The 26,637-nt window shown below is 50.1% G+C and carries 22 protein-coding genes and 1 tRNA gene; 10 read left to right on the top strand and 13 right to left on the bottom strand.

The features are described from left to right. Positions 1–35: 35 nt before the first annotated feature. The 3 genes from AC1S5B_RS12775 to trmD all read right to left on the bottom strand — a co-directional run bounded on the left by AC1S5B_RS12775 (position 36) and on the right by trmD (position 2,631). Entirely contained in the window at positions 36–638 is a 603-nt protein-coding gene (locus AC1S5B_RS12775; protein WP_482036048.1) for a DUF1517 domain-containing protein, read from the bottom strand. Positions 639–726: 88 nt separating this feature from the next. Next, a complete protein-coding gene (locus AC1S5B_RS12770) occupies positions 727–1,767 on the bottom strand; it encodes a DUF1517 domain-containing protein (RefSeq protein WP_482036047.1) in 1,041 nt (346 codons plus the stop codon). Between the two features lie 141 nt (positions 1,768–1,908). Beyond that, entirely contained in the window at positions 1,909–2,631 is a 723-nt protein-coding gene (gene trmD, locus AC1S5B_RS12765; protein ID WP_482036046.1) for a tRNA (guanosine(37)-N1)-methyltransferase TrmD, read from the bottom strand. A 365-nt stretch (positions 2,632–2,996) separates the two neighbouring features. On the opposite strand from trmD, the gene AC1S5B_RS12760 reads away from it, so the two are divergent. Together AC1S5B_RS12760 and cphA are read left to right on the top strand one after the other, a co-directional pair. After that, positions 2,997–3,938, top strand: a complete 942-nt coding sequence (locus AC1S5B_RS12760; protein WP_482036045.1) for a cyanophycinase — start codon at positions 2,997–2,999, stop codon at positions 3,936–3,938. A 327-nt stretch (positions 3,939–4,265) separates the two neighbouring features. After that, positions 4,266–7,001 carry a cyanophycin synthetase gene (gene cphA, locus AC1S5B_RS12755; protein WP_482036044.1) on the top strand — a complete coding sequence of 912 codons (2,736 nt, stop codon included), beginning with the start codon at positions 4,266–4,268 and terminating at the stop codon, positions 6,999–7,001. A gap of 31 nt (positions 7,002–7,032) precedes the next feature. Here cphA and AC1S5B_RS12750 read toward each other — a convergent pair whose 3' ends face one another. Further along, complete coding sequence (locus AC1S5B_RS12750; protein WP_482036043.1) at positions 7,033–10,842, bottom strand: hydantoinase B/oxoprolinase family protein; 3,810 nt, start codon at positions 10,840–10,842, stop codon at positions 7,033–7,035. Positions 10,843–11,005: 163 nt separating this feature from the next. Here AC1S5B_RS12750 and AC1S5B_RS12745 point away from each other — a divergent pair, with 163 nt between their 5' ends. Next, positions 11,006–11,194, top strand: a complete 189-nt coding sequence (locus AC1S5B_RS12745) for a hypothetical protein (RefSeq protein WP_482036042.1) — start codon at positions 11,006–11,008, stop codon at positions 11,192–11,194. A 1-nt stretch (position 11,195) separates the two neighbouring features. Here the strand turns inward: AC1S5B_RS12745 and ggt are convergent, their stop codons facing one another. Then, a complete protein-coding gene (ggt, locus tag AC1S5B_RS12740; protein ID WP_482036041.1) occupies positions 11,196–12,884 on the bottom strand; it encodes a gamma-glutamyltransferase in 1,689 nt (562 codons plus the stop codon). Between the two features lie 325 nt (positions 12,885–13,209). Between ggt and AC1S5B_RS12735 the strand changes: the two genes are divergently transcribed. Beyond that, on the top strand, positions 13,210–14,970 hold the full coding sequence (locus AC1S5B_RS12735; protein ID WP_482036040.1) for a DUF697 domain-containing protein: 1,761 nt from the start codon (positions 13,210–13,212) through the stop codon (positions 14,968–14,970). Here the strand turns inward: AC1S5B_RS12735 and AC1S5B_RS12730 are convergent, their stop codons facing one another. Then, positions 14,971–15,108, bottom strand: a complete 138-nt coding sequence (locus AC1S5B_RS12730) for a hypothetical protein (protein WP_482036039.1) — start codon at positions 15,106–15,108, stop codon at positions 14,971–14,973. Positions 15,109–15,248: 140 nt separating this feature from the next. On the opposite strand from AC1S5B_RS12730, the gene AC1S5B_RS12725 reads away from it, so the two are divergent. Continuing rightward, positions 15,249–16,229 carry an ABC transporter ATP-binding protein gene (locus AC1S5B_RS12725; protein ID WP_482036038.1) on the top strand — a complete coding sequence of 327 codons (981 nt, stop codon included), beginning with the start codon at positions 15,249–15,251 and terminating at the stop codon, positions 16,227–16,229. Between the two features lie 3 nt (positions 16,230–16,232). Here AC1S5B_RS12725 and AC1S5B_RS12720 read toward each other — a convergent pair whose 3' ends face one another. The 3 genes from AC1S5B_RS12720 to AC1S5B_RS12710 all read right to left on the bottom strand — a co-directional run bounded on the left by AC1S5B_RS12720 (position 16,233) and on the right by AC1S5B_RS12710 (position 18,420). Further along, on the bottom strand, positions 16,233–16,703 hold the full coding sequence (locus tag AC1S5B_RS12720) for a Spy/CpxP family protein refolding chaperone (protein ID WP_482036037.1): 471 nt from the start codon (positions 16,701–16,703) through the stop codon (positions 16,233–16,235). 153 nt (positions 16,704–16,856) lie between these two features. Further along, positions 16,857–16,928 (bottom strand) — tRNA-Gln (locus AC1S5B_RS12715). Between the two features lie 229 nt (positions 16,929–17,157). Continuing rightward, complete coding sequence (locus AC1S5B_RS12710; protein WP_482036036.1) at positions 17,158–18,420, bottom strand: HhoA/HhoB/HtrA family serine endopeptidase; 1,263 nt, start codon at positions 18,418–18,420, stop codon at positions 17,158–17,160. A 419-nt stretch (positions 18,421–18,839) separates the two neighbouring features. Between AC1S5B_RS12710 and AC1S5B_RS12705 the strand changes: the two genes are divergently transcribed. Then, positions 18,840–19,736 (top strand): tetratricopeptide repeat protein, encoded by an 897-nt coding sequence (locus AC1S5B_RS12705; RefSeq protein ID WP_482036035.1) that lies wholly within the window; start codon positions 18,840–18,842, stop codon positions 19,734–19,736. Here AC1S5B_RS12705 and AC1S5B_RS12700 read toward each other — a convergent pair. Further along, positions 19,729–20,358: a TMEM165/GDT1 family protein gene (locus AC1S5B_RS12700; protein WP_482036034.1), complete on the bottom strand. Its 630-nt coding sequence runs from the start codon at positions 20,356–20,358 to the stop codon at positions 19,729–19,731. The two genes, AC1S5B_RS12705 and AC1S5B_RS12700, sit on opposite strands and share 8 nt — an antisense overlap. 311 nt (positions 20,359–20,669) lie before the next feature. Continuing rightward, entirely contained in the window at positions 20,670–21,212 is a 543-nt protein-coding gene (locus tag AC1S5B_RS12695) for a zinc ribbon domain-containing protein (protein WP_482036033.1), read from the bottom strand. Positions 21,213–21,253: 41 nt separating this feature from the next. Between AC1S5B_RS12695 and AC1S5B_RS12690 the strand changes: the two genes are divergently transcribed. After that, on the top strand, positions 21,254–22,033 hold the full coding sequence (locus AC1S5B_RS12690; protein ID WP_482036032.1) for a class I SAM-dependent methyltransferase: 780 nt from the start codon (positions 21,254–21,256) through the stop codon (positions 22,031–22,033). 21 nt (positions 22,034–22,054) lie between these two features. Here the strand turns inward: AC1S5B_RS12690 and prmC are convergent, their stop codons facing one another. After that, positions 22,055–22,996 carry a peptide chain release factor N(5)-glutamine methyltransferase gene (gene prmC / locus AC1S5B_RS12685; RefSeq protein WP_482036031.1) on the bottom strand — a complete coding sequence of 314 codons (942 nt, stop codon included), beginning with the start codon at positions 22,994–22,996 and terminating at the stop codon, positions 22,055–22,057. Between the two features lie 59 nt (positions 22,997–23,055). Beyond that, positions 23,056–23,847 carry a Tic22 family protein gene (locus AC1S5B_RS12680; RefSeq protein ID WP_482036030.1) on the bottom strand — a complete coding sequence of 264 codons (792 nt, stop codon included), beginning with the start codon at positions 23,845–23,847 and terminating at the stop codon, positions 23,056–23,058. A gap of 495 nt (positions 23,848–24,342) precedes the next feature. On the opposite strand from AC1S5B_RS12680, the gene AC1S5B_RS12675 reads away from it, so the two are divergent. The 3 genes from AC1S5B_RS12675 (at position 24,343) to AC1S5B_RS12665 (ending at position 26,534) form a co-directional block, all read left to right on the top strand. Continuing rightward, complete coding sequence (locus tag AC1S5B_RS12675; protein ID WP_482036029.1) at positions 24,343–24,939, top strand: peroxiredoxin; 597 nt, start codon at positions 24,343–24,345, stop codon at positions 24,937–24,939. Positions 24,940–25,087: 148 nt separating this feature from the next. Continuing rightward, complete coding sequence (locus tag AC1S5B_RS12670; RefSeq protein ID WP_482036028.1) at positions 25,088–25,645, top strand: peroxiredoxin family protein; 558 nt, start codon at positions 25,088–25,090, stop codon at positions 25,643–25,645. A gap of 76 nt (positions 25,646–25,721) precedes the next feature. Next, positions 25,722–26,534 carry a creatininase family protein gene (locus AC1S5B_RS12665; protein ID WP_482036027.1) on the top strand — a complete coding sequence of 271 codons (813 nt, stop codon included), beginning with the start codon at positions 25,722–25,724 and terminating at the stop codon, positions 26,532–26,534. The last annotated feature ends 103 nt before the right edge of the window (positions 26,535–26,637 follow it).

Below are 26,637 nucleotides of genomic sequence, written 5' to 3'. Positions count from 1 at the left end.
GTTTTTCTATTGATTTCTTTGATATTTAGAGATTGCTAGGCGATCGCTGCCATCTCTGCATATTCCGTCGCAAGCTCCGCTTCGGTGAGGCTATCGTCAAGCGCTTGAGGACTCCATAGCATTTCAAAGACGACCAGATAGCGAGGCTGCATCAGTCGAATATCATCTAACACATCGCGCAGGGCTGAAGCTGAGTAAATTTCGCCAAATAAGGGGCGATCGCCTTCTGTACCTAAAATTAGCGTTACCACAATATAAGCGGGAGTGTCATCAATGCTGGGAGGAACCGGCGATCGGTGGGTGATCACTCCATCCACATTCGTCAAAGTTTCGCTAAATTTGCTGCGTTCTCGTAATGACCAAGCGTTAAATAGCTCTTCCGCTTCTTCATAAGCGTTAACGGTGTGTGAGCTTGCTAATACATGAGTCCAATATCGAGAATAATCTAATAGCCCTTGTGCGACCTGTTGTAGCAGTGAAAATCGTCCTTCTGGGGTTCCGGTGTCTGCGGTTTCGCCCCATTCGTTTAGCAGGGTTTGTAGTCTACGTGCGTCTGCTCGTAATGCGATTTGCAATAAGCTAACGGTCACAATATCGTTAGTTAACTCTGCCTCATTTGCTCCTTCTAATTGCACCATAACCCCTTTCTACCTTCTTTTGTATGCGCCCGTTGATCTGGATACTTAGTTCAAATACACCCTATTTTCATGCGTGTTTACATGAAAGCTAAATTTGCGCCATCTCTGTATATTCAGTTAGCAATTCCTCATAGGTGAGGCTGTCTTGGGCATCTTGGGGACTCCACAATAGCTCAAACACCATTAAGTAATCAGGTGGAATTGCGGCTAGTTTATGCAGGGATTCCTTCAGGGCGGTTTCTGTTTGGATTTTGTCAAACAGGGGGCGATCGTGAGCCGTTCCCGCAACCAGCGTAACCACAATATAAGCAGCGGGATCTTCTTCAAGATCGGGCTTGAAATCTCTTCGGTGAACCTTGCCGCCCACGTTACTTAAAGTTTCTACGCTAAATTTGCTGCGCTCTGCCACAGAAATTTGATTAAATAGCGCTTCTGCCGCTCCCCGACTTTTTACCGTCTCTGAACTGGCTAAAACATGGCTCCAATTTTCTGGGCTACGCAAGAGCGCTAAGACAGACTCTTGCATCAGTTGATACAGCCCTTCCTCCGTTTCGGTGTCTACTTCCAAGCTGAACTTCGTCAAATCAGTCTGAATTTCTCGTGCCTGTGCCAATAGTGCTACTTGAATTTTGCTGACGGTCACGGTGTTGTTGTCAAGTTCGCCGCCAATGCCCGCTGCCCCAAACCCTGAGCCGCCACTCTTCGCGTTTATTGCTAGATAGGCAAGTAACAGGGCAAATCCCGCACCGCCCATCAATAGTAATCCCAATATGAACACGCCACTATTGGAGGAGGAGCCATATGCTGTAGTGCCTCCATAACTAGAGTTTCCAGGCACCGGAACAATCACTGTACCGCCGCCACGATTGCCATAAGGGGCAGACTGGTAGCCGCCAGAACTAGGGTTGGAATAGGACGGGCTAGAAGGACGACTGGGACTAGATGGGCGAGATGGGCTAGACCGAAAGGAACCGCCGCCACTACGACCGCCACTGCTTCGTGCTTGAGCCTCCATATCAACGCTCACAAGTATTTCAGGAGAAGCGCCAGACAGGTCGATCGCGATCGCATTGGCTAAAAAACATCCCACTACAGTTAAACAAACCCGTTGAACAGCTAAATACTTCATAAAACACCTGAGAGGGCGATCCTGGCTCTAACTTAAAAACACTTTGACTTAAAGACCTCTACCTTAATTTTAGACACCGAAATTTGACGGCGCTCTAAACCTAACGATTATTGATGATTCCCCAATACCCCACGACAATCGCTAATTGTCAATTTTTCTTCCCACTTCCCTGTTCCCGATCGCCGCTTCCCATTTTTCATACAAATCCGGGCGGCGATCGCGGGTTCGTTGCTGCTGTTGCTCTTTGCGCCACTGAGCGATCGCCTGATGATTTCCCGATCGCAGCACTTCCGGCACCGCCCACTCTCGAAACACAGGCGGACGCGTATACTGCGGATAATCCAACAACCCATCCTCAAAACTTTCTAGCTTCAGCGACTCTTCCTTGCCCACGGTTCCGGGCAACAGCCGAATCACACCATTCAGCAAAGTTAATGCTGGAATTTCTCCGCAGGTCAGCACAAAGTCGCCTAAAGAAACCTCCCGCGTCGCCAAATTCAACACCCGCTCATCAACTCCCTCATAATGTCCACAAATAATGACTAACTGATCCCAATTTGCTGCAAAATCTCGGAACATGCCTTGATGCATCGTTTCCCCTTGGGGAGTCATCATCAACACCTGCCGCTGAGGCAATATGGGCAGCGATTCAACCGCCGCAAAAATCGGTTCTGGCTTCATCAGCATCCCCACACCGCCGCCATAAGGCTCGTCATCGACCCGATGATGTTTGTCGGTTGTAAAGTCACGCGGATTCGTGAGATGAACTTCAGCAATGTGCCTAGCAAGAGCTTTTCCTAACAGCCCTGAACTTAAAGGAGAATCAAAAAAATCAGGAAACAAAGTCACAATATCAAAGCGCATAGCTGCGAATCCACACTTAGCTTATGATGAGGGGCGGTTGATGAAGCGCTGTAACTTCAAATAAAGCTTTGATTGAGGCAAAGCTTTGATCGAGGCAAAGAAACTGAGGCAAAGAAACTGAGGCAAAGAAATGTTTTGAATTGATTTAAACTAAACTCTTAATGATCTGTCATGATGCTGATCATTTATAAATAAATCTGGGCAGTAAAGCCCTGGGCAATAAAGCCTTTGGTCAAAAAGCCAGTGCAGTTGTGAATGCATCGAACCGTTAAGTCAGATTTACCCGCTCACTTAGCAATATTGTGTAGATGAGAGCATCAGCATTACCTCAATTATGGTACTCCCTTAATAGGATCAGGGAACGCATGATGAGTAAGAGTAGTGTCTTTACGGCAGTTACAAAGCTGTTGGAGCGCTTGTTTTATCCGGTGCCGGGGATCAATGCTTCACCTCGGCTACAGTATCAGTCCCTTGGAGAGGAAATGCCCCAATCTACAAAAACCGCAATTATGATCATCGGCGGAGCCGAGGATAAAGTTCATGGGCGGGAAATTTTGCACAGCTTTTTTGTTCGTTCTGGCGCAACGGATGCCCAAATCGCGATTATCCCGTCTGCTTCTCGTGAACCTGCGGTCATTGGTGAACGATACCGCGAAATTTTTACGGAGATGGGCGCAAAGGGTATCGAAATTTTAGATATTCAAGACCGCGCTCAGTGTGAAGACCCCATTTTGCAGAGCTATGCTGAAAGCTGCACGGGCGTGTTTATGACGGGAGGCGATCAGCTTCGATTGTGTGGATTGCTGGCAGATACGCCTTTAATGGAGGTGGTTCGTCAGCGGGCGCAGCGGGGGGAAATCACCCTGGCTGGCACGAGTGCGGGGGCAGCGGTTATGGGGCATTACATGATTGCTGGTGGGGGCAGCGGCGAATCGCCCAATCGATCGCTGGTAGACATTACCACGGGGCTGGGCATTATTCCCGAACTATTGGTCGATCAGCATTTTCATAATCGCAACCGGATGGCGCGGCTGATGAGCGCGATCGCAGGGCATCCTGATCGCTTTGCGATTGGCATTGATGAAGACACCTGCTCCTTGTTTGAAGGAGATGGGCTGCTACAAGTGATGGGAAAAGGGACGGTAACAATCATTGACCCAAAAGAACTGTCTCACACGAATTGGTCTCATATTGGAGCAACTGACCCCCTCAGCATTGGTAACTTACGAATTCACATTTTGGTTCATGGCGATCGCTTTAGCCTGCATAAACGTATTCCAATTCATGCTCACTTTGATCCCACCTAATTGATCTCACTTAAAGTGAGAGCGCTACTGGCAGTGGAGCTTATTGGCGGGAACAAGTAGTACGATGTGGAACAAAGGAACGGTCACGAATTAAATGAAGCAATTCACGATTGATTTGTAAATGACTGATCAAACTTGAGGTTTTAGGGATTAAATCGTTCAGGATGAACAGTTTAGACCCCCTGCCGCAAAAGAAACTGAACAAATGCTTGCATGAGTCAGCAACCGCACACTTCATCACTAGATGTCCCATCATTAGATGTCCCATCACTTGATGAACCATGCCAACGTTTACAGCACCACAGCTTAATTTTCCCGGATAGTGCTATGAAAATACTCAAAATCCAGACATTACGCGGTCCTAACTACTGGAGCATTCGCCGCCAAAAACTGGTGGTGATGCGTCTGGATCTAGAAGAACTAGCTGATCAGCCTTCTAACGTAATTCCGGGTTTCTATGAAGGGCTAACTCAGACGCTTCCTAGCTTAATTGAGCACTATTGTTCTCCAGGCTGCCGTGGTGGCTTCTTGAAGCGCGTCCAAGAAGGCACCATGATGGGGCACATTGTGGAGCATGTAGCGCTGGAGTTACAAGAACTGGCTGGTATGATCGTGGGCTTTGGGCGCACCCGCGAAACGGCAAATCTGGGCACCTATCAGGTGGTGATCGAATATGTCCATGAGCAGGCAGGGCGATATGCAGCGCGAGCGGCGGTGCGCCTTTGCCAGGGCATTATTGATCAAGGGGTCTACTCCTCAGAAGAATTAGAGAAAGATTTGAATGATCTGCGTCAGTTAGCGGCGGATGTTTCTTTGGGACCTAGCACTGAGGCGATCGTTAAGGAAGCCGAAGCGCGGGGCATTCCTTGGTTTGAGTTGGGTGCCCGCCACCTAATCCAGCTAGGGTATGGGGTTCATCAAAAACGGATGCAGGCAACGTTGAGTAACTACACCAGTATTTTGGGTGTAGAGCTTGCCAGTGATAAAGAGGGCACGAAAAGTGTCCTACGAAACGCCGGGATTCCGGTACCGCGCGGAACCGTCATCAACTTTTTTGATGAGCTAGAGGAAGCGATTGAGTATGTGGGCGGCTATCCGATTGTGATTAAACCCCTAGATGGTAATCACGGGCGCGGCATTACGATTGATATTAATGTTTGGGAAGCGGCGATCGAAGCCTATGATGTCGCCAAAGAAGTCTCGCGATCGGTGATTGTCGAACGTTTTTATGCTGGGCGGGATCATCGTGTTTTGGTCGTAGATGGCAATGTGGTCGCCGTAGCGGAGCGGATTCCGGCTCATGTTGTGGGAGATGGCATTCATACCATTGAAGAATTGATTGAGGAAACCAACAGCGATCCCCGCCGGGGCGAAGGTCACGATAATGTGCTGACCAAAATCGAACTCGATCGCACCAGTTGGCAGTTGTTAGAGAAACAAGGCTATACCGTTGAAACGATCTTGCAAAAAGGCGAGATATTTTACCTGCGGGCGACCGCGAATCTCAGCACGGGCGGCACCTCCGTAGATCGCACTGACGATATTCATCCCGAAAACCTGTGGATTGCCAAACGGGCTGCCAAAACCATCGGTTTAGATATCGCAGGGATTGATATAGTTACACAAGACATTACCCAACCCTTGCGCGAAGTCGATGGGGTGATCGTCGAAATTAATGCGGCTCCTGGTTTTCGGATGCATGTTTGCCCCAGCGAAGGCATTCCCCGCAATGTGGCAGCCCCTGTTCTAGAAATGCTCTTTCCACCGGGTACCCCCAGCCGTGTCCCCATTATCGCCCTCACCGGAACTAACGGTAAAACCACCACCACACGCTTGGTTGCCCATATTTTCCGGCAAACAGGGCAAGTGGTCGGTTATACAACGACAGACGGCACTTACATCGGCGACTACATGGCAGAACCGGGCGATAACACTGGGCCGCAAAGCGCTCAATTGATCTTACAAGATCCCACGGTAGAAGTGGCAGTTTTGGAAAGTGCGCGCGGGGGCATACTGCGCTCTGGTCTAGGGTTTAGCGCCTGTGATGTGGGCGTAGTCTTAAACGTTGCAGCAGATCATTTGGGTTTGGGCGATATTAACACCATTGATCAAATGGCGCGGGTGAAAAGCGTTGTGGCTGAAACTGTGATGCCTAATGGCTACGCAGTCCTCAATGCCGATGATCCCCTCGTATCCGAGATGGCACGCCGGGTTAACGCTCAGGTCGCCTATTTCTCGATGAATCCTGATAATGAGCTAATTAAAGCCCACACTCAAAAAGGCGGCTTGGCAGCCGTGTATGAAAATGGCTATTTATCGATTCTAAAGGGCGACTGGACGCTGCGGATTGAACCCGCTGAAAATGTGCCCTTAACCCTAGCTGGACGGGCACCATTCATGATTGCCAATGCCCTGGCAGCCAGTTTGGCAGCATTTGCCCAAGGTGTAGACATTAAAGACATTCGAGCAGCGCTGCTGACTTTCCGGGCTTCTGCGGCACAGACACCGGGTCGCATGAATTTATTCAATTTGGGTACTTATCATGCCCTAGTGGATTACGCTCACAATGCTCACAGTTATGAGGCGCTGGGAGGCTTCGTTCGGAATTGGCCTGGTGAGCGGATTGGCGTAGTCGGAGGTCCGGGCGATCGCCGGGATGAAGATTTTGTCACCTTGGGTACTCTGTCGGCTGAAATGTTCGATCGCATCATCATTAAAGAAGATGATGATACCCGTGGGCGACCCCGTGGCGATGCTGCCCGTTGGATCGCACGAGGATTACAGCAAGCAAAGCCCGATTGCCGCTATGAAACGGTTCTGGACGAGATCACTGCTATTGAAACTGCTCTAGATAACGCTCCTTTGAACAGCTTGGTGGTCATCCTGCCGGAAAGTGTCAATCGGGTCATTCAAATGATTGAAGCCCGCAAACCCATTATTGAACCAGAGTTGGCAACCAGCACGATTGAAACCTCGGCTTCCCCAGTGGATTCTGAGCAAGCTGACGTGAAAAGTACCGAAGTTCAAGCTCAAGCATCCTTCAGTACCCAACGAACCGAGTAGGGCTGACAGTTTGGCAGAAATCACTTGAGCATCAGGAAATCCGATCTTCTTTAGATCCATAGCCACCGCCACCAGGAGTTTCAATCACAAATACATCACCTGCCTGCATTTGGGTTGATGCTGTGCTACCCAAGGGTTCAATCCTGCCGTCGTGGTGCTGAATCCAATTGCGTCCAGCACTCCCTGGTTCACCGCCGCTTAGCCCAAAGGGTGGCACGACGCGATGTCCCGATAGAATCGCTGCCGTCATCGGTTCTCGAAATTTGAGCCGTCGCACTACGCCATCACCGCCGTGATAGTTTCCGTCGCCGCCACTGTGGAGACGAATGGAAAATTCTTCTAGCAGCACCGGAAACCGCCACTCCAGCACTTCGGGATCAGTGAGGCGGGAGTTTGTCATGTGAGTTTGCACGGCATCAGCGCCATCAAAGGACGCGCCGGCACCCGATCCGCCGCAAATGGTCTCGTAGTATTGATAGCGCTGATTGCCAAAGGTGAAATTGTTCATTGTGCCTTGGGCTGCTGCCATTACACCCAGCGCTCCATACAGTGCATTGGTCACTATTTGGGAGGTTTCCACATTACCTGCAACGACCGCCGCCGGGTAGCGCGGATTGAGCAGACAGCCTTCGGGGACAATGATTTCTAAGGGCTTCAGGCATCCAGCATTTAGAGGAATATCATCTTCAACCAGGGTGCGGAAAACGTAAAGGACAGCGGCTTTGCAGACTGCTAGCGGTGCATTGAAGTTATTCGGCTGTTGGGGCGAGGTGCCTGTGAAATCGATTGTGGCACTGCAAGAATTTGGGTCGATCGCGATCGCCACTCGAACCTCACACCCGTTATCCATCGCTTGGGTAAACGCGTGGTTCTTCCCATCTTTCCCTAAAGCATCAATTACCTGCCGCACCGCAGATTCAGCGTTGTCTTGCACATGCTGCATGTATGCCTGCACTGTTTCTAAGCCAAAATGCTGCACCATTGCCTGCAATTCCTGTACGCCTTTGGCATTGGCAGCGACCTGCGCTTTCAGATCTGCCAGATTTTGGGCGGGATTGCGAACTGGATACTCGCCAGCCGTCAGCAGTTCTAGCAGTTCTGCTTCTCGAAAATCCCCCTGATCGATTAGCTTGAAATGATCAATCAGCACCCCTTCCTGGTCAATTGAAACGCTATTGGGCGGCATGGAACCCGGCGTGATGCCGCCAATGTCAGCATGGTGTCCACGGGAGGCGACGAAGAAGAGGGGGCGTTCGCGTAGCGTCTCCGCAGGAGTTGGGGCGAGAGGTGAGAGGTGAGAGGCAAGATTATTGGCTTGTGGCGATCCCTCTAAAAAGACGGGAGTAATGACCGTGATGTCAGGGAGGTGAGTGCCGCCGTTGTAGGGATTGTTCAATATGTAGACATCGCCGGGATAGAAAGCATCAATGCAGCGCATCAGGCTTTGCACACTTTCGCCCATGGAACCGAGATGAACCGGAATGTGAGGCGCGTTGGCGATCAAGTGTCCCTGCTGATCAAACACAGCGCAGGAGAAATCAAGCCGCTCTTTAATGTTGACGGAATAACTGGTGTTTTGCAGGGTCACGCCCATCTGCTCGGCGATCGCCATAAACAAATGATTGAAAATCTCCAGCAAAATGGGATCGGGCTTTGAATGGCGATCTCGTAGCGTCTCCGTGGGAGATAGGGCGAATGGCGATCGCGTAGTGTCTCCGAAGGAGTTATGGCGAGTGACGAGTGACGAGTTGCGGGTCAAGATTAATTCACCTTGATCCATCACTTCTGCTTGCCAGCCCGGTTCGATGACATCGGTGCCTGTAGCTTCTAGGATGAGAGCGGGGGCGGGAATGGTGTCGCCGGGACTCAAGCGATCGCGCTGATACAGGGGCACGGGTTGCCACTTGCCGGAGACGTACATGGGACGGGTAGCGATTGACTGCAAAGGCTCCACGCGAGATGGTTTAGGCGTTGCTTCGTTTAACTTTGCCATACTGCCCACCACTTCGACGGAAAGGGCTTCGACGATCAAGGGTTTGCCTGGGGCAATGAAGCCGTAGCGCTGACGATGCACCTTTTCAAACCGGGCAGTCATTTCAGCCACACTGCCAGATTCCACAATTAAGGCAGAATCAGTCCCTTCATAGCGCAGATGGGCTTTAGCTGAAGCGGTCAGGGAGGTTTCAAGGGTGGAGTTTTGGCGGATCAGTTCGGTGGTAGCGGCAGCGGTGAGTTGGGCGATCGCGGATTCCAAATCAGGCAGCGCCGCGTCGGTTAACAGGAGTTCCAGGGATTGTTCGCGGATGACGCTTTGGTTTGCCAAACCCATGCCATAGGCAGACAAAACTCCAGCATAGGGATGAATGAAAATTTGCTGAATGCCCAAGGTTTGGGCGATCGCGCAGGCATGTTGTCCCCCGGCACCGCCGAAACAGCACAGTGTGTATTCAGTAATGTCATAGCCACGCTGCACCGAGATTTTTTTGATGGCATTTGCCATTTTTTCCACAGCGATCGCCAAAAAACCTTCCGCCACCTGTTCGGGCGATCGTGGGTCGCCGGTTGCCTGGTGAATCTCCACCGTCAATTCTGCAAACTGGCGCTGCACCACTCCCCCATCCAGCGGCAAATTGCCCTCCGCTCCAAATACTGCTGGGAAAAAGTCTGGCTGTACTCGCCCCAACATCACATTGCAATCCGTCACCGTCAGCGATCCATTTTGGCGATAGCAAGCCGGACCCGGATTTGCCCCGGCTGATTCTGGACCCACCCGATACCGCGCCCCATCAAATTTCAGGATAGAACCGCCCCCCGCTGCCACCGTATGGATTGACATCATCGGTGCCCTCAGCCGCACCCCCGCCACTTCCGTCTCAAAGGTGCGTTCATAGTCCCCGGCATAGTGCGCCACATCCGTTGAAGTGCCGCCCATGTCAAAGGTGATAATTTTTTCCAGCCCTGCCTGTTTGCAGGTTTGTACCGCGCCCACCATTCCGCCTGCCGGACCCGACAAAATGCTGTCCTTGCCCTGAAAAGATTGGGCATCGGTCAAGCCACCGTTGGATTGCATGAAAAAAAGACAAGGTGAGAGGTGAGAGGCAAGAGGCGAGAGAGGTTCTGATTGCCCTTCGCCTAACTCTGCCGCCACTTGCTCAACGTAGCGTCGCAAAATGGGCGATAGGTAAGCATCCACAACGGTAGTATCGCCGCGACTCACAAGTTTCATTAGGGGGCTGACTTGATGAGACACAGAAATTTGGGTAAAGCCGATCGCACGGGCAAGTTCTGCGACTTGTTGCTCATGAGCAGGATAGCGGTAGCCATGCAAAAACGCGATCGCGCAGGAATGAATCCCACTGTCATAGGCAACTTGCAGGGATGTGATCAACTGCGTCTCCGTTTCAGACGTAATTGAAACTAATTCTTCACCCTGAGCGCTGTGACGTTCCTCCACCTCAAGCACCTGTTCATAGAGCATTTCAGGCAAAATAATCTGCAAGGCGAAAATATTAGGGCGATGTTGGTAGCCAATCCGCAGCACATCCCGAAAGCCTTTTGTGGTGATGAATAGGACGCGATCGCCCTTGCGTTCCAGCAGCGCATTCGTCGCCACGGTTGTGCCCATTTTAATCGCTTCAATCTGCTCTGCCGGAATCGATGCATTCGCAGAGATGCCCAAAATCTCGCGAATGCCCTGAATCGCGGCATCCGGGTAGCGTGGATTATCGGACAGCAGTTTGTGAACCGAGAGCGACCCGTCGGGATGCTGCGCCACAATGTCGGTAAAAGTGCCGCCGCGATCGATCCAAAATTGCCAGCGCTTCAAGGTTTCAGCAGTCATAGTCTGATTGGAGTAATGCTTCAGAGTCAAGAACTAAGTCGCGTGATTGTAATCACTTGGAAAAGCAAAAATAATCACACCTCCGCAAGGGTGTTTATCACCTGCCAGAGAGTGAGATCAGGGGATACTCGGAGGTGTTGAAGTTCCTCGTTGAGTAATTGTCATGAACGCCCCCACTTTCAACGCAATGCCCCTTGAAAAGATTGTCGAACGGATTTTAGCGACGCGTCAAATCACCCGTGTGGATCAGTACTCGCTATTGGCATTGAGTCATTTGAACGCTCAAGAAAAACTATTGATTAATCGAGTGTTCGATCGCCTGCGGATGGGCTTACTCAAGGTTGTCGATTAATCTAAAAGCCAGCCGCTGCGCCTTCCCCCCGTGGATCGGCGGCTCCCTCTAGCCAACCGTCACTCGTGCGAAGAATAACAGTGGCATTGCCCCAGCCCGATCGCTCTTCAATAGTGTGTCCACGACGGCGTAATTCTGCCAACGTCAACGGATCAAACCCATTTTTTTCCACCATCATTTTGTCCGGTAGCCATTGATGATGCAGCCGAGGAGCCGTCACTGCACCACGAGCATCCATATCGTATACCAACACATTCAGCGCAATTTGCAAAACAGTGGTGATAATCGTGCTGCCGCCTGGTGCCCCTGCCACCAGTCGAATCTGTCCATTTTCCGTAACGATTGTGGGAGTCATGCTGGAAAGGGGCGTTTTGCGGGGGGCGATCGCGTTTGCCGTGCCGCCGACTAATCCGAAGGCGTTGGGGGTGTTGGGCGCGATCGCAAAATCATCCATTTCGTTGTTCAAGACAATGCCGGTGCCTGCTGCAACCACCTGTGCGCCAAAGCCGAGGTTCACTGTAAAAGTCAGACTGACGGCGTTACCTGCTTGATCGACAACGCTCAAATGGCTGGTGTCGGCCGATTCCTTGCCAGCCAGTTGTTTGAGTAACGCGGGATCGGCAGGTTTCACTTCGCTCGATGGTCGCGCTTTGCCTAGGTCGATTTCTACGCGGCGTTTCTCGGCATAAGCAGGACTGATCAGAGCCGCAACAGGCACTTTAACAAAATCTGGATCACCTAGATACTGAGCGCGATCAGCATAGGCGATCCGCATACTTTCGACCATCCAGTGCAGCCCATCGGGATGATGCCAGCCCAGAGTTTTGAGAGTAGCACCCCCAATACTGCCACTAAGCAGATTCAGCATTTGCAACAGATGCACTCCACCAGACGACGGCGGCGGCATAGAACAGACCCGCGCGGTACGAGTTGCAACTTGAAAATTGCCGCAAACAGGATCACGCCAAATTGGGCGATATTGCTGTAAATCTTGTTGGGTGATGATGCCGCCATTGGTTGCCATATCCTGGGCGATCGCGCTGGCAATGCTACCGATATAGAAACTGCGTGGATCTTGGGCGATCGCGCTTAAGGTCTTTGCCAAATCGGTTTGAATCAGCGTCTCGCCAATCTCAGGCGGTTTTCCTTGGGGCAGAAAGATTTGCCGAATTGCTGGATTGGTTTGTAAGGTAGGACTACGAGCAATTGCGGCTGATAGTTTGGGCGTGACCACAAAGCCCTTTTTTGCTAGGGCGATCGCGGGTTGCACCACCGTTTTCCAGGGCAGCTTCCCATACTGACGATGCACTTCCGCCAATCCTGCCACCGTTCCCGGAACCCCCACTGCGAGGTAGCCTTCCGTACTGGCTTGGGGGCGTACCTTTCCAGAGGCATCTAAATACATTTTTGCAGTCGCCGCCAAGGGTGCCCGTTCCCGAAAATCAAGCGCTTTAACCTCACCCGTTTTGCCCACCCGCAGCAGCAAAAAACCGCCGCCACCAATTCCGGCGGAGTATGGCTCTATTACCGAAATGGCAAAAGTCGTCGCCACCGCCGCATCCACTGCATTGCCGCCTTGCTGCAACATCGCTAATCCAGCTTGACTTGCCAAAGGATTAGCCGACACGATCATTCCTTGCTTGGCTCGGTTGAGCGCCAAAGGCGTTTGCGCCGGCCCAACGGAGGGCATGGAGCCAATTAAAACTGCTGAAACCACTGAAAAAACTGGAATAAGCCGCATAACCACCACTACACTGCGTTGCTCAACAAATCCTCTATCCAACTTACGCCATTGCGCTACTGGTGATGACTATAAATATGCTGAATGCTTCAACCTGAAGTAGTGAGAAACCTATCACTGCTGAGGCAAAAGCCGTTCAGAGGGCTACAGGACTTTGGAGAGATCTTATTTGTTTTTCGCCTGATGCCGCTTCTCACTAGCAACTTGAGTTTGTAAAACTGCTCATCGCTCTAGAATGGAGCAAATAGCTGGCACCGAAGTATTTCTCACGCTTATGCGTTTGCCCCGTCTGGTCACCTTAATTATTGGTCTGCTCATCATCTTTGGCATGATGATCTGGTTGATTGAATCGCTGCAACGCCTATTTTGGCAAGTGGGCTACTATCCTTTGCTGGGACAGTTGTTGATTTTTGTGGTGGTTGCCCTAATTGGCACACTTGTTGCGGCGTTGATCTACTACTTATTTTATCTGCCTAATACCCAGCAGAAAAAACGGCGGCGAGTTGATCCTAAAGTGCCGGCAGCGAAAGCGGAAGCGGCAGAAGAAAACTTGAAGGCGGTGCGAAAACAGGTATCGCAGATTCAAGATGAAGTGGCGCGACAAGAACTTTTGACGCGATCGCGGGAAATTGAGCATACCCTTTCCCAAGGCAATTTACAGGTTGTGGTGTTTGGCACTGGGTCGGCGGGCAAAACTTCTCTGGTCAATGCGCTGATCGGGCGAATGGTGGGGCAAGTGGGCGCACCCATGGGCACCACAGAAGTGGGCGAAACCTATGTGCTGGAACTGAAAGGGATGAATCGGGAGATTGTGATTACGGACACGCCCGGAATTTTGGAGGCAGGCGTAGCTGGCACAGAACGGGAAAAACTGGCGCGGCAACTGGCGACGGAAGCGGATTTGCTGCTGTTTGTTCTAGATAATGACCTACGAAAGTCGGAATATGATCCTTTGAAAATGCTGGCGGAAATTGGCAAGCGATCGCTGGTGATTTTGAATAAATCCGACTTGTATTTAGACAGCGATCGCGAACTGATTTTGGCGCGTCTGCGAGAACGAGTCCGGGGCATTATTTCCCCGACCGATGTGATCGCGGTTTCTGCCAATCCTCAATCAGTGCGGCTAGAAGATGGGAACATGCTCACCCCAGATCCCGACATTATGCCGCTGATTAGACGGATGGTTGCCGTGCTGCGTGCTGAAGGCGAAGATCTGTTAGCCGATAACATCCTGCTGCAATCTCAACGACTCGCCGACAAAGCCCGTCAGTTGATTGATGCTCAACGCCGCCGCCAAGCCGACAAAATCGTCGATCGCTTTCAGTGGATTGGCGCTGGAGTCGTCGCCGCTACCCCTCTACCAGTGGTGGATATGCTGGCAACTGCTGCCGTCAATGCTCAGATGGTGGTCGAAATCGGGCGCGTTTATGGCTGCGATATCAACATGGAGCGGGGACGGGAATTGGCGCTGTCCCTCGCAAAAACCTTGACAGGTTTGGGCATTGTCAAAGGTGCGATCACCCTGGTAACCACAGCCTTACAACTTAGCATTGGGGGCATTATTGTCGGACGCGCCATTCAAGCGGTTACCGCTGCATACTTGACTCGCATCGCTGGCAAAAGCTTTATTGAATACTTCCGCCATGATCAAGATTGGGGCGACGGCGGCATTACAGAAGTGGTCCAGCGTCAATTTCAACTCAACCGCAAAGATGAATTCATCAAATCCTTTGTCCAAGAAGCCATTACTCGCGTTGTCAAACCCTTGCATCTAGATGAACTATGGTCAGATTCGACAGAAGCCGAGATGGAAGAACCTAGCTATCCGAAGGAAGTGAAGCAAGTAAGACTTGCGCCTCTGATTCAACGTGAGGGACGCGATCGCGCTAATAATCGTGAATTTGATCTGGTTGAACTTGCCCCCTCCACAACCGATCTAAAACCTTTGAAACTCTATGCCGAACTGGATGATGATTGGGAGCCGCGATCGCGTAAATCAGACAGTTGGGAGGATTATGAAGAAGATTATGAATAACTAAAATCCTAGCCAACCCATGGGGGCAGGTGCCGTCATGCCGCGAGAATCGAGGAGTTGCACCAGCAGCAAGTAGCCAACGCTCAACGCGATCGCGATCGCTCCAGTCGTAATCGCCACAAACTTTGATCGATCCATCGCTTAACTTCCTCAATGCCCGTATTTCTAAAGTTTACACCCTGATCAATGCGGCACCATTGACAAAATTTTCTCGTAATCGGTAAAAAATACAAAACAAGGTACACTCTGGAATTGGGAGTTTGAGGAAGTAAGGCGTTATGGTGTCTGTCGTTGACTCGCGGGCTGAATTAGCCATCATTGAGCGTCCAGCCGTTGTAGAAACCTATGAGTTACGCAAAGCCTATCGGACGGGGTTTTGGCTGAATCAAAAGGTTGAATCCCTTAAAAGCTGCACGCTGAGAGTGGTTCAAGGGGAGACGTTTGGGCTGCTCGGACCCAATGGAGCCGGAAAAACGACTTTGCTGAAAACTCTGCTGGGAATTGTGCGTCCGACTGGTGGAAAAGGCTTATTGCTGGGAAACCCGATTGGCGATCGCGCCACCAAACAACGAGTCGGTTACTTGCCCGAAAACGCTTACTTTTATGACTACCTAACTGGCTGGGAAATGCTGCAATTTACCGCAGGATTGTTTGGCATTCCGGCTTCCATCCAACGGCAGAGGATTCCCGAACTGTTAGATTTAGTGGGATTGGCACAGTCTGCGGCAAAACGTAAACAGTTGCGTCACTATTCAAAAGGGATGCTGCAACGGATTGGCATGGCGCAAGCGTTGATCAATGAGCCAGACTTAGTGTTTTTGGATGAACCCATGTCTGGGCTTGATCCCATGGGGCGCTTTCAAATCCGTGAGATTATCCTATCGTTGAAGTCGCAAGGAAAAACCATCTTTTTTAACAGCCATATTCTGTCGGATGTGGAGCTAATTTGCGATCGCGTAGCAATTCTTGCTGAAGGGAACTTGATCTGTATGGGGTCTTTAGACGAGCTTCTGGGCACTCCTGAGGCTTATCATGCCAAAGTCAAAGGCGGCAATCCCGATGTGCTAAAAAACCGCCTTGCCAACTTGGAGTTTAAGGATGGCTGCTGGCAAGGACAAGTGCTTGGCAGTTCTCAAGATTTTCTTGCCAGTCTTACTCTCATGGGCGCTCAGTTGATTGATATGCATCTGGCTCGCCCTTCGCTGGAAGAATTTTTTGTTCGCCAACTCCACGAGCAAGGAATTCGGTATAGCAGTTAGACGCTATTCCAAACCTCCCCGCTGTTGTTTCAAATAAGTGATGACCTGTTTCTTTTGCTGTGGGTTTAGCACACTCATGATGTCCCCCGCAGAATTTTTAGCAATTTCCACCATTTTCTTTTTTTGATCAGGCTTTAGCCCTAAAGCAGCCATGGTTTCCGAAGTATTCTTGCCAGCCTTCCGAGCCGCTTCAAACTTGGCTTTTTGGTCGGAAGTCAACACCTTATTCATCTCAATCATTCGATTTTTCCGAAAGGTAGCAATTTTCTGTTTTTGAGCAGGGGTTAACTTCAACTGCTCAATCAAAGACCCGGCTTTGGTGGCTTGCTTTGTGGCGGCGGGTGCTTGGGCGTTGGCGTAGCCTCTCCATTGGAGAATCGCAAAATCCATCTGGGTCGCTTGTATTGCCATTGGCATCCCTAACAGCACCATCCCAGCAATGAGTGATGCAGGTCGGGGAATGTGAATCGTCATGGAATCAAGCTCCTTGGGTTCGGTTTAGTCATGCCACTACTTTGTAGCTCAAAACTTAACCTATGCGTTACGTAAGCCATAGAAAGGTTTTAACGTTTGGGCAAGACAATTAATATTTGAGCATCGCTACTTTGATAGAGACTGATGAAAAAACTGGGGCGCTAGGATTCGAACCTAGGAATGGCGAGACCAAAACCCGCTGCCTTACCACTTGGCGACGCCCCAACATGCATACTGAAACAGCGCACAATGGTTACTATAACAGTTTGTGGCAGAAGAGTGTCAAGTCTAGTCAAAATTTAGAGCAATGTTTGGCACAGTGACTGCTAACTATCCTGCTAGGGTGCTGGGCATGAGGATGATTAGCAGCCAGTGGATTACTCCATGCGCTGAGCAGGCATAGAGATTCTGTCAAGGCAAAACACTGCTAGTAGAGTCTATTGAACCGTTTCTTCTATTCTCTCAGTTGGGCAGTTTGAGTGGGGAAGGTGCCTAAACGAACTGCTAGGTTGAGCGATCGCCCACTGCGTTTCACTTCCATCTGAAGGGTGCCGCCGACTGCGTTTTTTTCCACTGCTTGCTGCACTTGATCAGACGTTGCAATCGCGGCACCATTAATTTTCTGGATGATGTCGCCTAGCTGTAGCCCACTTCTAGCAGCCGGAGAATTTCGCATAATGCCGACGACAACGACACCGCGATCGTCCGAGATCTTCAGGTTTGTTTCGGGGTCACTGTTAATTTGTTGACGCAGGGCAGGGGTCAGGGTTGCCATGCGAATTCCTAAGTAGGCATGATCAACCTTGCCTTTGGCAATCAACTGTTCGGCAATGTTTTGAGCCGTGTTAATTGGAATGGCAAAGCCTAAACCTTGGGCACCACCAATAATTGCCGTGTTCACTCCAATCACTTCGCCGCGCTGGTTGAGCAATGGTCCACCAGAATTACCTGGGTTAATCGCCGCATCGGTTTGAATGAAGTTAACGCGCTTATCAGGAACCCGCACCTCAGAACTACTGCGTCCAGTGGCACTAATGATGCCCACGGTGACGGTATTATCCAAGCCTAGGGGATTGCCAATCGCGATCGCCCACTCACCCGGTCTCAACCGCTCCGAATTTCCTAAAGTCACCGTGGGCAAGTTGGTCGCCTCCACTTTGATCACCGCCACATCTGTCAGAGAATCTGCGCCTAGCACTCTCCCTTTCAACTCCCGTCCATCTTTCATCGTCACCGTCACCGTATCGGCTCCACTTACCACATGGGCGTTGGTCACAATCAACCCATTCGAGCGAATAATGAACCCCGATCCTTGCCCCCGCTCTACCCGATTTGAAGGGGATGGCACTTGCGAACCAAAAAATTGGCGGAAAGCGGGGTCGTTAAAGATTGCAGGGGTACGACTTCTCACCGTTCGGGATGAATCGATCCGCACGACTGCCGCACCGACCCGATCCACTGCATTGACCACAAAGTTGGTGTCACCGCCGGAAAGAATGCCACTGCTACGACTAGGCGCTTGAGCAATTTCCATCGGTTTTGCTGGGGCGATCGCGATCTTAGAAGGTGCTATGGGTTGCTGGGCGGATGCGCTGGAGGAAATCACGCGATCGCCCAGCACGCTCACCCCAAGACCAAACAGCGGCAGAGTTAAATAAATAGCAGACTTTTTCCACGAAAATTTTTGAGATTCAGGTTGACTAGGTGAAGTGTTCATCGGAGTCCTATTTTGGATTGAATTGAATACTGAGTTAATTCAAACTGTAGCGAAGGAAGATGACGTTTGGGTAACGTTCTCGTCACAGAGAGGTGATGATTCATAGCATTTATTGCTAGACGGAGAAACGCCCTTTTTGCTCCTCACACGGGCTTATTAATCCGGCAATAATTGAGACGACAGTTGTTCAACCTTCCCCTTATCTTTTCCTCTGCTTAAAGTGACCAATGAGGGATAAACCTCTGAAGCCTTGCCTCCTCAACCCGAATTTAAGTCAATCTGAATTTGCATCCGTCCAAGTCTCCCATCTTTACGGGTGTTTTTTATCCCGGTGTCAGATGCAAAGAAAAGCGGTATTTTCCCACTAAATTCTATTTCTCGTTCATAATGATTGGCGTTGGAGTTCGAGGGTTAATGCTGTGACTGGACGAAGCAATCGTTGGCTCGTTAGTATTGTGATGGGGCTGGCGCTGCTGGCTTTTTTGGGGATTTCGGTCGCGCCGCTGTTAAGTGGATTGTTTCCGAGTAATCAAGCTGCCCCGGCTGCGAGTTCGCCCACTCCGGGTGCGACGGCAAGCCCAGCGGCGAAAAAGGAAGAATTGGAGTTACAGGCGAAGGGCTACGAGGCGGTGTTGCAGCGAGAGCCAGAAAACCCCACCGCTTTGAGAGGATTGCTCGAAACACAGTTAACCTTAGGCGATGTAAAGGGGGCGATCTCGCCGTTAGAAAAATTAGCGAAGCTCAACCCGAATGAGACGTATTATGCGGTGTTGCTGGCACAGGCGAAACAACAAACGGGCGATGCTGAAGGAGCCGCCCAAACCTACCGCACTATTTTGACCGCTAAGCCTGGGGAAATCATGGCATTGCAAGGGCTAGTGGGCTTGCTAGTAGAGCAAAAGCGCCCTGAAGCCGCCGTCAGTTTATTGCAAGACACTCTGAAGACTGCAACACAAGCAAATCAAGTGCAGCCCGGTGCGGTGGATGTGACCTCCGTTCAGGTGCTGTTGGGTGGCGTATATGCCAGCGGTAAGCGGTATGACGAAGCGATCGCCATCTACGACGAAGCCGCTAAAACCAGTAAGCAAGACTTTCGCCCAGTCTATGGCAAAGCTGCGGTCTTGAAAGAGCAGGGCAAAGTTGCTGAAGCAAAACCGCTGTTTAGCAAAGCGGCTGAACTGGCTCCGGCAAAATACAAAGATCAAATTAATCAGCAGGCAGCAGGTACACCCGTCGCACCCAATGGCGCAGCTCCTGGAGTTCCCGCCGCCCCGACGATGAAGCCAACGATCGCGCCCATTCCTGCCCCTAAGTAATTCCTTTTGGTACTCCTTCCAACGCAGCAACGATACCAAAAATAATAAATAGACCGCCCCCTAATGCCGTGATGGTTCGTTCGGAGATGCGTCCGGCAACGAGTCGCCCTCCCACCACCGCGATCGCGGCACAAACGGTATGTCCGGCAATGGCACCTATCGCCACTCCCCAAGGATTGTAGGACGCAGCTAAGGCGATCGTGGCAAACTGGGTGCGATCGCCCCACTCTGCCACAAATGTGAGAATGAATGCCTCTAAGACAACTCCCCAAGCGGTGCTAGCTTTTGCTTTAAGTTTGGAGTCTGCGATCGCGGCTTCAGCTTCGGCAACCTCGTCGCAGTCTACCTTAGGAGACATTCGCCACGCATCATAGAGCAGTTTCAGCCCAAAACCAATAAATAAACTGACTTCCGCCAGAAAAATCGGATACTTGGGCAATAGGGAAATGGCTTGTCCCAGCAAAACTGACAGAATGGTCATGAGTGCCAGTGCCGCCACCGCGCCTAGAAAAACTAAACGACGGGAATGCCGCATTGCCAGCAACATCGCGATAAAAAAGGTCTTGTCGCCTAATTCAGATATTCCAACTAACAAAAATCCAGATGTGAAAGCAGCAAACATGTCTCAAGATCCTAATCAAACGTGCAAGTGCAGCGTGAGCTTGATTAGAGACATGAGACTCCACCAAGCTCACTCAACAGTGAACTTAGTGAAGGTCTCGCTTGCAAAAAGGCTTTACGGAGTCAACACCTTTAAGGTTAACGAACCGTTAACTGCAAAAAATTTGAACCGCAATCAGCGATCGCTAAAAATTCGTTGCAAACTATCCTAATTTGTCATCTGAACCAGGCTTTTACACCAGTATGTTGATTCAGATGGGCTGGCAGAACCAGCAGCTACTCCCCTTCAAAACCCTCTAATTATATCAGCATTTATGTGATTGGATGACCGCAACTAGCACAAAAGCGATCGCTCGGTTTAACCGAGGTTCCACACTGAGTACAAAATTGCCGCGTAGGAGCAGGCGTTGCAGCATTTACAGAACCTGACCCCATCCGCATTTCCATGTCGCCCATTTTCATTTCCATCGGCTTTGGATTCATCTGCATGGTGCCCATTTTCATCGGTTTCATCGGTTTCATCGGCTGCATCGGCTGCATGGTGGAAGCAGGAACATGGGTTTGCTGTGTCGCCAGTTGCACCGCATTTAGAAGAGACGGAGCAATCGTGGATAGACTCATATGACTACCCTGAATTTGGATGAACTGGTTTCCATTGACAGTTTCCAGCTTGACCACAACCCCCTCGGAAGTTCGATAGACTTCAGGAAGAGAAGTCCATGTGCCTATTTGCAGACTGCTCGTTGCTTGCTGCTGTTGTCCGGCGCTATGACTGGAGATTGCGACAATGGTTTGCGCTCCTTGACCGTCCAGAGAAAGTTGCTGTCCACCGCCTAAGTCACAAACGTATGCCATGAGCTTTTTCCTATGCCTGATCGTTCCAGTGTACAAACCCTATGACTGAGATGACTGTAAATAAAACCTTAAGAAGACTGTTGTTGATTGCCTTAGTTGTAGCTCTCGGACTGACTTTCTCGCCCATTGGCAGCAAAATTTTAGACGCGATCGCCTTCACCACGGCTAACCCGACCAACACGTCCTACGAGCAGCGAGCAAACCACAGCCCCGACGGCATTGGCAAATTTTACATGGGACGAGAAATTGCTCAGGTGATGGGACATTTAGGTGCAGGTTGGCTAGAACGTCCTAGTCGCGAACGAGAAGAACGCCCCCAGCAGTTGATTAATGCCCTGACTTTGCAACCCACGGATGTGGTCGCAGATATCGGCGCAGGCACGGGCTATTTTAGCTTTCGGATGGCGACCTTAGTGCCAAAAGGTAAGGTGCTGGCGGTGGATGTGCAACCGGAAATGATAGAGATTTTGAATGGGTTGAAACAAGAGAAGCACATTGAGAACGTGCAGCCTGTGTTAGGCAGCATTACGAATCCAAATCTGCCTCCTGCTAGCGTTGATTTGGCAATTATGGTCGATGCCTATCATGAATTTGACCATCCCCGCGAAATGATGACCGCGATCGCCCAGGCTCTTAAACCTAATGGGCGCGTGGTGCTGGTGGAGTATCGCGGCGAAAATCCTTTAGTGCTAATCAAGCCGCTACACAAAATGACCCAGCGTCAAGCCCGCAAGGAATTGGCATCCGTGGGCTTAACTTGGCTAGAAACCAAAGACTTCTTGCCCCAGCAGCATGTGATGATTTTTGGCAAAAAAGCTTGATGGAGTGGGAAGTGCAGCGTGCTAAGTGCGGAGTGCGGATACAAAGCGTTCAATGCCTGCTAAATCTTGGTGGATTTGAACATCGTGGTAACTTCCATTTTCCCGAAGTAAGTCAACTACGCTAGCTGCTTGCCCCATCATTAGCTCAGTTAGCCAGATGCCACCCGATCGCAAATAGTCCGGTGCGGCTGTCACTAAATGACGAATGCAGTCTAATCCATCGTTGCCCCCATCTAAAGCCAGATGGGGTTCATGCTGAGTCACTTCTGGCTCTAGTTCCAATACCATTTGGCTGGGAATATAAGGCGGATTTGAAACCATGCCGTCAAGACAGCCTTTTAGGTGAGCTAATGGCTCAAACCAAACCCCACGATAAAACTGAATGTGCTCTGTCAGGTTATACGCTGCTGCATTGAACTGGGCGATCGCCAATGCCTCACTGCTGCAATCCACGGCATGAATCGTGGCATGGGGAAAGGCGGTTGCCAATCCAAGGGCGATCGCGCCACTGCCCGTACCAAGATCGGTCAAATGGCAGGGCGAGGGGCAAGAGGCAAGGGGTAAGAGACGAAGGGCGAGATCAACCAGTAACTCTGTTTCGGGGCGTGGAATTAAGACGGCGCTAGACACTTTAAGCTGGAAGTTTCGCCAGGGAGTAGTGCCTGCTAAATATTGCACAGGCGTGTGTTGCTGAATGCGTTGTTGCCAGCAATGACCCAGATCCTCTAAAGGCATCACTAATTCAATTTGGGGCTGATCTTTGAAGCGTTCCAGCTGCATATCCAGGTGCGATAACGCCGATGATTGTTGTAAGAGCCAAGTGGCTTCATCGGGGGAAATATTGGCGGCGATCGTGGCTTGTTTTGCCTCCTGCCACCACTGCCAAACCGCTTGCCCAGACGCAAAAAATCCTCGCTTCTGAGTAAAAAGCGAGGATTGATTATTTCGATCAACATCAGACATAAAAAAGCCAAAGCGCAGCAAGCTGAATCATACTACACTGCTTCTTTCTATTTTTAGCGCTACTTTTTGGGGGCTACAGGCTTAGCAGCAGGAGTTGCCCCAGGATTCTTGTTGTTCAGCAAGGTTTGCACATATTCCATCGACTCACGGGGTGGAATCAGCACAATTTGCTCCAATTGAGGATCATTTTTGGTTCGTAATACCTCAATCACTCCTTCCAAATTCAACACTTGAACTTCTAAAGTGGAGGCAACTTTAGGATCTTGCTGCTTAAAGCGATCCATTAAGGCTTGAAGCTCTTCTTTTTTGAAAAACATCGGAATCACCGCCTTATTCCCCTGTTGAATCGTCAGGTAACCTTTCTCAGCACCACCCCGCGCCACAAACAGTGGAGTGCCTGTAAATTGCTGATCTTTCTTATCACTTTGCTTCACTAATGTTTGAGCCGTAGTCACCTGTTGACGTGATGGCACAAAGGCAAAATCAAGCTTTTCTTTCTTTTCTTTATTAACTTGATTCAGTTGGTAGACTTCTGCCAAGGACACGGGCACAACGCGGACATTCTTGGCAACTTCAGGGCTACGGGTTTTTAGCCCATCTAAAAAGGCTTGAGCATCCTGCTGATTGATGAAAACGCCTGCGACAGGGTTGCCTTTCTGCCCAGAAGGTGGAGCTGCCACTAAGGGAGCGCCATCCGCATTAGCAATGGTAAAAACAGGGACTGGGCGCAGTTTTTGGACTATTTGTTCCTGCGTCAATGCCAGCACTTGCAAGGTGCCCATTAGCAGCGACCCAGCTAGAGTGCTACCCACGAGACCCACAGTCGCGCTCCAGCGAATTAATGACTTCATGACTGCTCCTAGCATCAAAATTAAAGGGTTGTAAACAAAGCGAGATCTATCTAAAGGCTTGTCGAATAGGGCTTAGCGCTATCAGGCACAGCAATGGCACAGGTGAACTTTTCCAAATCAAGAATCTTAATAGCTGACTCCTCGATAGTCAATGGTACTTCTAAATTCATCGCAACATTATAGAGCCATGAGCAAGTATTAATACTCTCCCTTCATAATATCCTGCTGTTAGCCAGCAACATATCTAAAGACTGCTTATTAAGCTAGATCAAGGCTTTTGGTTAAGGACTTGAGTATTTCTATTGAAGTTCCCTGGGCTTCCATCCTCCTCAACATTAACCAAATCGCTCTTACTCAAAATCGTTATGACTATGATATACTCGTAGCAGTTCGTAATAAACGATCATAAAGCTTGTGGATACTGCATCTACGCTTGACTGTTTGTTTTATGGACTAGTCAAAATTAATAACGCACTCTCAAGGAGACTACCTCTCATGACTCAAGAAGGATGCTTGCGAGTTGGGCAATCTGCTCCTGATTTCACCGCAACAGCGGTCGTTGACCAAGAGTTCAAGACAATTAAATTGTCTGACTATCGCGGTAAGTATGTAGTCTTGTTCTTTTACCCGTTGGATTTCACCTTTGTGTGCCCAACTGAAATTACAGCCTTTAGCGATCGCTACGACGAATTTAAAGCCATCAACACTGAAGTGCTGGGCACATCGGTCGATAGCGAATTTTCTCACCTCGCTTGGATTCAGAGCGATCGCAAGTCTGGTGGCGTTGGCGATTTGAACTATCCCCTCGTTGCTGACATCAAAAAAGAAATCAGTGCGGCTTACAATGTGTTGACTGATGAAGGAATTGCCCTGCGCGGTCTATTTATCATCGATAAAGACGGTGTAGTTCAACACTCCACTATCAACAATCTTGCGTTTGGTCGCAGTGTGGATGAAACTCTCCGCACCCTGCAAGCACTTCAGCATGTGCAGTCTCACCCCGATGAAGTGTGCCCTGCTGGTTGGAAGCCTGGTGATGCCACCATGAATCCTGATCCGGTGAAGTCCAAAGAATTTTTTGCCGCTGTCTAAGAACGCAGAGCTATACCATTAGCTCAACCGCAGTAAACTAATAAAAAAGAGGATAGGCACTGTCTACCCTCTTTTCGTTTATTGCAACGCGATCGCTGCCCACAAAAAATAGAAGCCTAATTCCTGACCTCTGACTCCTTTTATTCTCATGTTGAGTACTGACTTTAGCGGATTGCTGAGCGATCGCTTTTTCAAAAACTTTTTGCCCATTCCTGCCAGCAATGACTTGAATTATGGAATGCTCACGCCCGATTTTGTGTTGCCGGAGGTGACTCATGATCAAGAGATCCAGCTATCCAGTTTTCGCCTGCAAAAGTCGGTGATTTTAGCCTTTACGCGAATCTTTACAGAAAATCAATATTGCCCGTTTTGTTTTCCTCACATTAAGGCACTGAATGATCGCTATCAGGAGTTTAGCGATCGCAACATCGAACTTCTGATGATCACCAGCACCGACCTCCGTCAAAGCAAAATTGTGGTGCAAGATCTAGGCTTAAAAATGCCTTTGCTGAGCAACCCCGACTGTGAAGTTTTTCGAGCGTACCAAACTGGGCAAGCACTGGGTGCCCCCCTGCCAGCCCAATTTGTGCTTGATCAGCAAGGGCGGCTCCGCCATAAGCACCTATTCTCATTTTTGAACCACAATGCCAGTGTAGATACACTTTTGCAGGTGGCAGAAAAAGCAGTGATCCATTCCCACCCTTAAAAGAGGTGGGATTCAGGACTCAAGCAGCAATAGCAGACTAAGCCTGACTGAAATCCCCTAATCCTACAGTCTTCCCATGATGCACGGCTTCATTTCCCCTGAGCGGTTCTTTGCCTATTTATCCTGGACTGATATCCAGGCAATGCCCCACAAAGATCGCGTCGTGATTATTCAGCCGATTGGGGCGATCGAGCAGCATGGACCTCATTTGCCGCTGATAGTCGATAGCGCGATCGCCCAAGCTGTTTTAGGCAGAGCCTTGGAGCAACTCGATCCAGCGATTCCAGCCTATGCCTTGCCTTCGTTGTATTACGGTAAATCGAACGAACACTGGCATTTTCCGGGCACCGTCACATTGACCGCGCAAACCCTAATTGCGCTCCTGATGGAAGTAGGCGAAAGTATTTATCGGGCTGGATTTCGGAAGTTCGTTTTGCTCAATGCTCATGGAGGGCAGCCGCAAATTATGGAGATTGTGGCGCGAGATTTGCACCAAATTCATGACGATTTTGAGGTGTTCCCATTTTTTGTCTGGAGAGCGCCCAATATTACCAAGCAGCTATTGACCGAAAAGGAGGCAGAATTGGGCATTCATGCAGGAGATGCCGAAACTAGCCTGCTGCTGTCGATTTTGCCCGATCAGGTCAAGATGGATTGCGCCAAAGCGGAATATCCCCACGGTCTACCGCCAGATAGCTTACTTACCCTAGAACACAATCTGCCCATTCCCTGGATGACGCGCGACATTAGCCGCAGTGGTGTCATTGGTGATCCAACCCCTGCCACCGCTGAAAAAGGCGATCGCATTCTCGAATCTCTTGCAGAGGGCTGGGCACAAGTGATTACTGATGTCCATCGGTTTCAGCAACCGCAAATCTGGAAGGAGTAAGAATTTAAATTCTAACAAAAGCCTTTGAGCCGCTCTCTATTTTTCCGTAACAGGCTCCAAGCGCTCTGTAGCTTTACTCAGAAGTCTACTTTTACATAGAAAG

This window comes from Leptolyngbya sp. CALU 1928, assembly GCF_056784215.1.
The sequence above is the reverse complement of the archived record's forward strand: the minus strand, read 5'-3'. Positions and strand labels throughout refer to the sequence as shown.

Bases quoted from the DNA above. Each gene is read 5' to 3' on its own strand.
- AC1S5B_RS12690 (WP_482036032.1), top strand. From the start codon at position 21,254: ATGACTGAGATGACTGTAAATAAAACCTTAAGAAGACTGTTGTTGATT.
- AC1S5B_RS12670 (WP_482036028.1), top strand. From the start codon at position 25,088: ATGTTGAGTACTGACTTTAGCGGATTGCTGAGCGATCGCTTTTTCAAA.
- AC1S5B_RS12760 (WP_482036045.1), top strand. From the start codon at position 2,997: ATGATGAGTAAGAGTAGTGTCTTTACGGCAGTTACAAAGCTGTTGGAG.
- trmD (WP_482036046.1), bottom strand. From the start codon at position 2,631: ATGCGCTTTGATATTGTGACTTTGTTTCCTGATTTTTTTGATTCTCCT.
- AC1S5B_RS12695 (WP_482036033.1), bottom strand. From the start codon at position 21,212: ATGGCATACGTTTGTGACTTAGGCGGTGGACAGCAACTTTCTCTGGAC.
- AC1S5B_RS12680 (WP_482036030.1), bottom strand. From the start codon at position 23,847: ATGAAGTCATTAATTCGCTGGAGCGCGACTGTGGGTCTCGTGGGTAGC.
- AC1S5B_RS12745 (WP_482036042.1), top strand. From the start codon at position 11,006: ATGAACGCCCCCACTTTCAACGCAATGCCCCTTGAAAAGATTGTCGAA.
- AC1S5B_RS12750 (WP_482036043.1), bottom strand. From the start codon at position 10,842: ATGACTGCTGAAACCTTGAAGCGCTGGCAATTTTGGATCGATCGCGGC.
- cphA (WP_482036044.1), top strand. From the start codon at position 4,266: ATGAAAATACTCAAAATCCAGACATTACGCGGTCCTAACTACTGGAGC.
- AC1S5B_RS12770 (WP_482036047.1), bottom strand. From the start codon at position 1,767: ATGAAGTATTTAGCTGTTCAACGGGTTTGTTTAACTGTAGTGGGATGT.
- AC1S5B_RS12665 (WP_482036027.1), top strand. From the start codon at position 25,722: ATGATGCACGGCTTCATTTCCCCTGAGCGGTTCTTTGCCTATTTATCC.
- AC1S5B_RS12720 (WP_482036037.1), bottom strand. From the start codon at position 16,703: ATGACGATTCACATTCCCCGACCTGCATCACTCATTGCTGGGATGGTG.
- AC1S5B_RS12725 (WP_482036038.1), top strand. From the start codon at position 15,249: ATGGTGTCTGTCGTTGACTCGCGGGCTGAATTAGCCATCATTGAGCGT.
- AC1S5B_RS12710 (WP_482036036.1), bottom strand. From the start codon at position 18,420: ATGAACACTTCACCTAGTCAACCTGAATCTCAAAAATTTTCGTGGAAA.
- AC1S5B_RS12775 (WP_482036048.1), bottom strand. From the start codon at position 638: ATGGTGCAATTAGAAGGAGCAAATGAGGCAGAGTTAACTAACGATATT.
- ggt (WP_482036041.1), bottom strand. From the start codon at position 12,884: ATGCCCTCCGTTGGGCCGGCGCAAACGCCTTTGGCGCTCAACCGAGCC.
- prmC (WP_482036031.1), bottom strand. From the start codon at position 22,996: ATGTCTGATGTTGATCGAAATAATCAATCCTCGCTTTTTACTCAGAAG.
- AC1S5B_RS12730 (WP_482036039.1), bottom strand. From the start codon at position 15,108: ATGGATCGATCAAAGTTTGTGGCGATTACGACTGGAGCGATCGCGATC.
- AC1S5B_RS12700 (WP_482036034.1), bottom strand. From the start codon at position 20,358: ATGTTTGCTGCTTTCACATCTGGATTTTTGTTAGTTGGAATATCTGAA.
- AC1S5B_RS12675 (WP_482036029.1), top strand. From the start codon at position 24,343: ATGACTCAAGAAGGATGCTTGCGAGTTGGGCAATCTGCTCCTGATTTC.
- AC1S5B_RS12735 (WP_482036040.1), top strand. From the start codon at position 13,210: ATGCGTTTGCCCCGTCTGGTCACCTTAATTATTGGTCTGCTCATCATC.